This window comes from Variovorax sp. 01T439_2, assembly GCF_056398445.1.
The window spans coordinates 1-4954 of record NZ_JBFTPJ010000406.1; the positions used below are offsets into that span (position 1 = coordinate 1).

The window sequence follows — 4954 nt, forward strand, 5'->3', positions numbered from 1 at the left end:
ACCCAGGCATCGCGCAGCGGCAGCTTCTCGGGCGACACGGGCCACACGCCCGGCCGCGGCCGCAGGTGCTCGCCGATGCCGATGCGCCAGGGCTTGGCGCTCAGGCGGGCGCGAAAGCAGTTCTGGTTGCGGCACATGCGTGCGTAGACCTTGTCGACGCCCAGTGCATGGAAGCAGTCGGCCACCGCCATGTCGGCCGGGCTGAAGACGTCGTGCATCGCCAGCACGCGGAATCCGGCCGGCGTGCGGTACAGGCGCAGGTGCCAGTCGGGGTGCTGGTGGACGAAGCGCCCGATGCGCTCGGCCGCGCGCTTTTCGGGCGCGGGGTTGCCGCTGGCCTCGCCGCGCTTCCTGGCCAGGCCGATGCGGTAGGCGACGGCAAAGACCACCATGGCCGCGATCAGCCCGCCCAGCCAGGTCTTGGCCGTCCAGCCGCCGACGATGCCGGCGATCAGCGCGGGCGCCAGTGCAAAGCCGAAGACGCTGCCGCGCAGGGGTTCGTCGAAGTCGATGTCGACGAACAGCACGTCGGGCGTGTTGAGGCAGCGCGCGCCATAGCTGTTGCGGGTGATGACGGTGTCGCCCTGCCGCTCGACGATCTCTTCGCGGATGGGCACGCCTTCGGCGCCGTTGTAGGCCAGTTTGCGCTCGCGGCGGTTGAGCGCCTCGCCCGCAGCGATGCGCTCGAACGCCTCTTGCGTGCGCTGGTCGGCATGGGCCTGCGCGGCGATCGGGCTCTCGTCGGACCAGCCGTAGCGCCGCACCGTGATCTGCTTGCCCGCGACGTGCTCCTGGATGCGGCCTTCGGCCCAGAACCGGGGAACAATCATGCCTGCAGCGAAGCCACCAGCACCGGCGTCGACTCGTTGAGCGCCATGCGCCCGGCCTCGATGGTGATGCGGCGCTCGCACTGGGCCGCAATGCCGCGGTCGTGCGTGACCAGCACGAGCGTGGTGCCGAGTTCGCGGTTCAGGTCGAACATCAGCCGCATGACCTGCTCGCCGGTCGCGAAGTCGAGGCTGCCGGTGGGCTCGTCGGCCAGCAGCAGCGCCGGCTGCACCACGAAGGCCCTGGCCAGCGCCACGCGCTGCTGCTCGCCGCCCGAGAGCACCTTGGGATAGTGGCCGAGCCGCTGGCCGAGGCCGACGCGCCCGAGCATCTCGGTGGCGGCCTTGCGCGCGTCCTTGCGGTCGGCCAGTTCGAGCGGCAGCATCACGTTCTCGAGCGCGCTCAGGTTGCCCAGCAGCTGGAAGCTCTGGAACACGAAGCCCACGCGCTGGGCGCGCAGCGCGGCGCGCTCGTCCTCGTCGATGGCGAAGATGTCGTCGCCCGCGAGCCTGACGGTGCCGCGCGTGGGCGTGTCGAGCCCGGCAATGATCGACAGCAAGGTGCTCTTGCCCGAACCCGAGGCACCCACGATGGCGGCGGTCTCCCGCGCGCCCAGGGTGAAATCGATGTTCTGCAGAATGTCGAGCGTACCGGTCGAGTCGGTCACGGACTTGAACACATGCTCGACTGCGACAATGGCATCAGACGGGGGTTGGGACATGGAAAGGCTTTTCGTTTTGAAACGACGTGACTTTATCTTGAGCGCTGCCGCACTCGGCAGCGCAGGGACATGGACGGCAGCCCATGCCCAGGGCGCGCAGGCCGCGGCGCCCCGCCAGCCCATGATCCTGGTGCTTGGCGATTCGCTGAGCGCCGAGTACGGCCTCAAGCGCGGCGAAGGCTGGGTGCCCCTGCTCGAGAAGCGCCTCGCCCAGCAGAAGATCCCGGCCACGGTGGTCAATGCCAGCATCAGCGGCGACACCAGCTCGGGCGGACGGGCCCGGTTTGCCTCGCTGCTGGCGCAGCACAAGCCCACCCACGTGGTGGTCGAACTCGGCGCCAACGATGCGCTGCGCGGCCTGCCGCTGCAGAACACCGAGGACAACCTGCTGCAGATCACCAAGGCGGCGCAGGCGGCCGGCGCCAAGGTGCTGATCGTCGGCATCCAGGTGCCGCCCAACTACGGCGGCGACTACACGCGGCGCTTCGAGGCCGTGTTCGGCAAGGTGGCCAGCACCACCAAGGCGGCGCTGGTGCCCTTCCTGCTCAAGGGCGTGGCCGATGCGCCCGACGCGCTGGCGCTGTTCCAGGCCGACCGCATCCATCCCACGGCCGCCGCGCAGCCGCAGCTGCTCGACAACGTCTGGCCGGAACTGCGCAAGCTGCTCGCCGCCAAGTAGGCCTGCCGAAACAGAAAAAGCCGCTCCAGGCCCGAGGGCCCGCAGCGGCTTTCTTGTCGAGAGCTTGATCTGGGATCAGCCGTTCTTGGTCGGCAGATCGGGCACCGTCGGCGGATCGCGTTCGAGCGAGGCCACGTCGGTTTCCGGGTCACCCGGGGCCAGGCCGTCGCTGCTCGGGGAGAGCTTGCGATTGGCCTTTTCGCGGAGCTTCTCTTCCTTTTTCTTCTTCTTGGCCAGCTCCTTCTGGCGCTTTTCGTAGCCGTAATTGGGTGTTGCCACTGTTCTCTCCTTGAACGAGGCAGTCAAAGCGACTGCGTGTCATCCAACTGTAAGCGATAACGGTGCACCCCAAGCCCGTGGAGCCGCGGGCCCCGGCATCCGGAAAACTTCTCTTACATCCGCGCGAGCGCCTGCTGCAGGTCGGCTCGCAGGTCTTCCACATCTTCCAGCCCGACCGAGAAGCGCACCAGCGTGCCCTTGTGCGGCCAGCGCGCCACGCTGGCATCGCGCATCAGGCCGATGTCGTACGGCACCACCAGGCTCACCGGACCGCCCCACGAATAGCCGAGGCGGAACAGGTTCAGGCTGTCGCAGAAGCGGTCGACCTGCTCGGTGCTGAAGCTTTCGTCGAACACGACCGAGAACAGGCCCGCCGCCAGGTCCGTGCCGCCGCACAGCGCACGCCAGTTGGCATGGCCGGGCGATCCTTCGAGTGCCGGGTGGAGCACCTGCGCGATCTCTTCGCGGCCGGCAAGCCAGCGCGCCAGTTCGCGCGCCGAACGGTCATGCGCGGCATAGCGCAGCCCGATGCTCGGCAGCGACCGCAGCAGTGTTTCCACGTCGCCGACGCCCACGCCGAACCCGGTGCGCATATGGGTGAGCTTGAGCGCGCGGTGCAGCCGCTCGTCGCGCGTGACCACGCTGCCCATCAGCACGTCGCCGCCGCCGCTCGGGTATTTGGTGAGCGCATGCACCGAGATGTCCACGCCCTGCCCGCTGCCATTGAAATCGAAAGGCGTGAACGCGAGGCCCGCGCCCCAGGTGTTGTCCAGCGCCGTCACCACGCCGCGCGCACGGCAGGCTTTCACGAGCGCCGGCAGGTCCGGAAACTCCATCGTCACCGAGCCCGCCGCCTCGAGCCACACCAGCCGCGTGCGGTCCGAGAGCTTGGCGGCCAGGTCGGCAGGATTCATCGCGTCGTACAGGCGGTGCGTGATGCCGAAGTTGGCCAGCTCGCCGGTCGCCAGCGCCTTGTTGGGGCCGTAGGCGTTGTCGGGAATCAGCACTTCGTCGCCGCTCTTCAGGAAGGCGAAGGAAACCAGCGAAATGGCGGCCAGGCCGCTCGGCACCAGCAGGCACTCGGTGCCGCCTTCGAGCGTGGCCAGGCGCTCCTCGAGCGTGAAGGTGGTTGGCGTGCCATGCAGGCCGTAGGTGTAGCCGGCCTTGGTCTTCCAGTCGCGCGCGCGCATCGCGGCCACGTCGGCAAAAAATACCGTCGAGGCCTTGTAGATGCCAGGCTGCGGCGCGGCGAAGTTGGCGGGCGGCGTGTAGGGGTGGTGGATCAGGGTCGTGGAAGGCTTGCTCATGGCCCGATGCTAGCGCGGCAATCCGCCGCACAATGCGCCGATGGGCAACAGCCGGTTTTTCCCCAGGGCTGCAGCATGCCGCAGCTGACAAGACTCCCCGCCCCCTGCCTGCGTCCCTACGTGCGGCTGATGTGGGCCTCGGCCCCCGCGGGCGCGGCCGCCGGGCAGCCGGGCGCGCGCGAACACGTGCTGCCCACCGGGGGCATGCACCTGGTGTTCCGGCTCTCGGGGCCGCCGCTGAAGCTGTTCGGCGGCCCGGGCGACGTGCACGGCCAGACCTGCGGCCATGCGATCGTCGGCGGTGCACGGGCCGCCCCCTACATGCGCGACGTTTCGGTGGCCACGCGCTCGGTCGGCGCGCAGCTCCAGCCCGGGGCCGCCCGCGCGCTGCTCGGCGCACCCGAAGACGCGCTGGCCGGCCAGCACACGCCGCTCGATGCGCTCTGGGGTGCGCAGCAGGCCAACGCCGCGCTCGAACGGATCCACGCGGCGGGCAGCCTCGAAGCGCAGTTGGCGGTCTTCGAAGCCTTGCTCGCCCAGCGCGCCATCGATTCGCAAGGCGCCGGCCTGCGTGGCCTGCACCCGGCCATTGCCGCAGCGCTCGGTCCGCTGGCGCGCGAGAACCCGCCGATCGCCGCGCTGGTGGCACGCAGCGGCTACAGCCACCGCCGCTTCATCGCTCTTTTTCGCAGCGGCATCGGCCTTGGCCCGAAGGAATATGCACGGGTGATGCGCTTCGACCGCGCGCTGGCGCTGGCCGGCGGCCCGGTGCAGAGCTGGGCCGAGATCGCGCTCGCCGCGGGCTAYAGCGACCAGGCGCACCTGAGCCGCGAGTTCTCGGCGCTGGCGGGCATGCCGCCAGGGGCCTGGCGGCAGTCCGGGGCCGTGTCGCCTCGGCATGTGCCGGCGGCCGCAGGTCAAATTCGTTCAAGACGCTAGCGGAGCGGCGCCGCAGAATCGGCGCCGGGACATGGCTTCTTCCTTCCTTCCGAAAGGCAACCCTCATGGCAATCCACGAACTGTTTCCGTACCTCTGCGTCGACGATGCCGGCGCGGCCATCGACTTCTATTGCAAGGTCTTCGAAGTCAAGGAGATCTTCCGCCTCACCGAGCCGAGCGGCCGCATCGGCCATGCGGAAC

General features: G+C 69.3%; 6 protein-coding genes and 1 pseudogene. 3 read left to right on the top strand and 4 right to left on the bottom strand.

Features of this window, described 5'->3' with window-relative positions; genetic code table 11:
• A partial coding sequence (locus AC1DOC_RS18885; protein WP_478130268.1) for a hypothetical protein occupies positions 1 to 830 on the bottom strand: 830 nt, incomplete at its 3' end.
• Entirely contained in the window at positions 827 to 1549 is a 723-nt protein-coding gene (locus AC1DOC_RS18890) for an ABC transporter ATP-binding protein (protein ID WP_012747325.1), read from the bottom strand. The genes AC1DOC_RS18890 and AC1DOC_RS18885, both read right to left, overlap by 4 nt.
• Between AC1DOC_RS18890 and AC1DOC_RS18895 the strand changes: the two genes are divergently transcribed.
• The gene (locus AC1DOC_RS18895) at positions 1548 to 2228 is read left to right on the top strand and encodes an arylesterase (protein WP_478081766.1); all 681 of its coding nucleotides are present in this window, start codon (positions 1548 to 1550) and stop codon (positions 2226 to 2228) included. The genes AC1DOC_RS18890 and AC1DOC_RS18895 overlap by 2 nt on opposite strands.
• 75 nt (positions 2229 to 2303) lie before the next feature.
• Here the strand turns inward: AC1DOC_RS18895 and AC1DOC_RS18900 are convergent, their stop codons facing one another.
• Together AC1DOC_RS18900 and AC1DOC_RS18905 are read right to left on the bottom strand one after the other, a co-directional pair.
• Entirely contained in the window at positions 2304 to 2507 is a 204-nt protein-coding gene (locus tag AC1DOC_RS18900; RefSeq protein ID WP_012747323.1) for a hypothetical protein, read from the bottom strand.
• Positions 2508 to 2620: 113 nt separating this feature from the next.
• Positions 2621 to 3814 (bottom strand): PLP-dependent transferase, encoded by a 1194-nt coding sequence (locus tag AC1DOC_RS18905; protein WP_062361595.1) that lies wholly within the window; start codon positions 3812 to 3814, stop codon positions 2621 to 2623.
• A gap of 75 nt (positions 3815 to 3889) precedes the next feature.
• Here AC1DOC_RS18905 and AC1DOC_RS18910 point away from each other — a divergent pair, with 75 nt between their 5' ends.
• Together AC1DOC_RS18910 and AC1DOC_RS18915 are read left to right on the top strand one after the other, a co-directional pair.
• Positions 3890 to 4753: a helix-turn-helix domain-containing protein gene (locus AC1DOC_RS18910; protein ID WP_478081566.1), complete on the top strand. Its 864-nt coding sequence runs from the start codon at positions 3890 to 3892 to the stop codon at positions 4751 to 4753.
• A gap of 65 nt (positions 4754 to 4818) precedes the next feature.
• A pseudogene (locus tag AC1DOC_RS18915) lies at positions 4819 to 4954 on the top strand (VOC family protein); the annotation flags it as partial.

Coding starts and splice junctions, on each gene's coding strand:
- AC1DOC_RS18895 (WP_478081766.1), top strand. CDS start 1,548: ATGGAAAGGCTTTTCGTTTTGAAACGACGTGACTTTATCTTGAGCGCT.
- AC1DOC_RS18890 (WP_012747325.1), bottom strand. CDS start 1,549: ATGTCCCAACCCCCGTCTGATGCCATTGTCGCAGTCGAGCATGTGTTC.
- AC1DOC_RS18905 (WP_062361595.1), bottom strand. CDS start 3,814: ATGAGCAAGCCTTCCACGACCCTGATCCACCACCCCTACACGCCGCCC.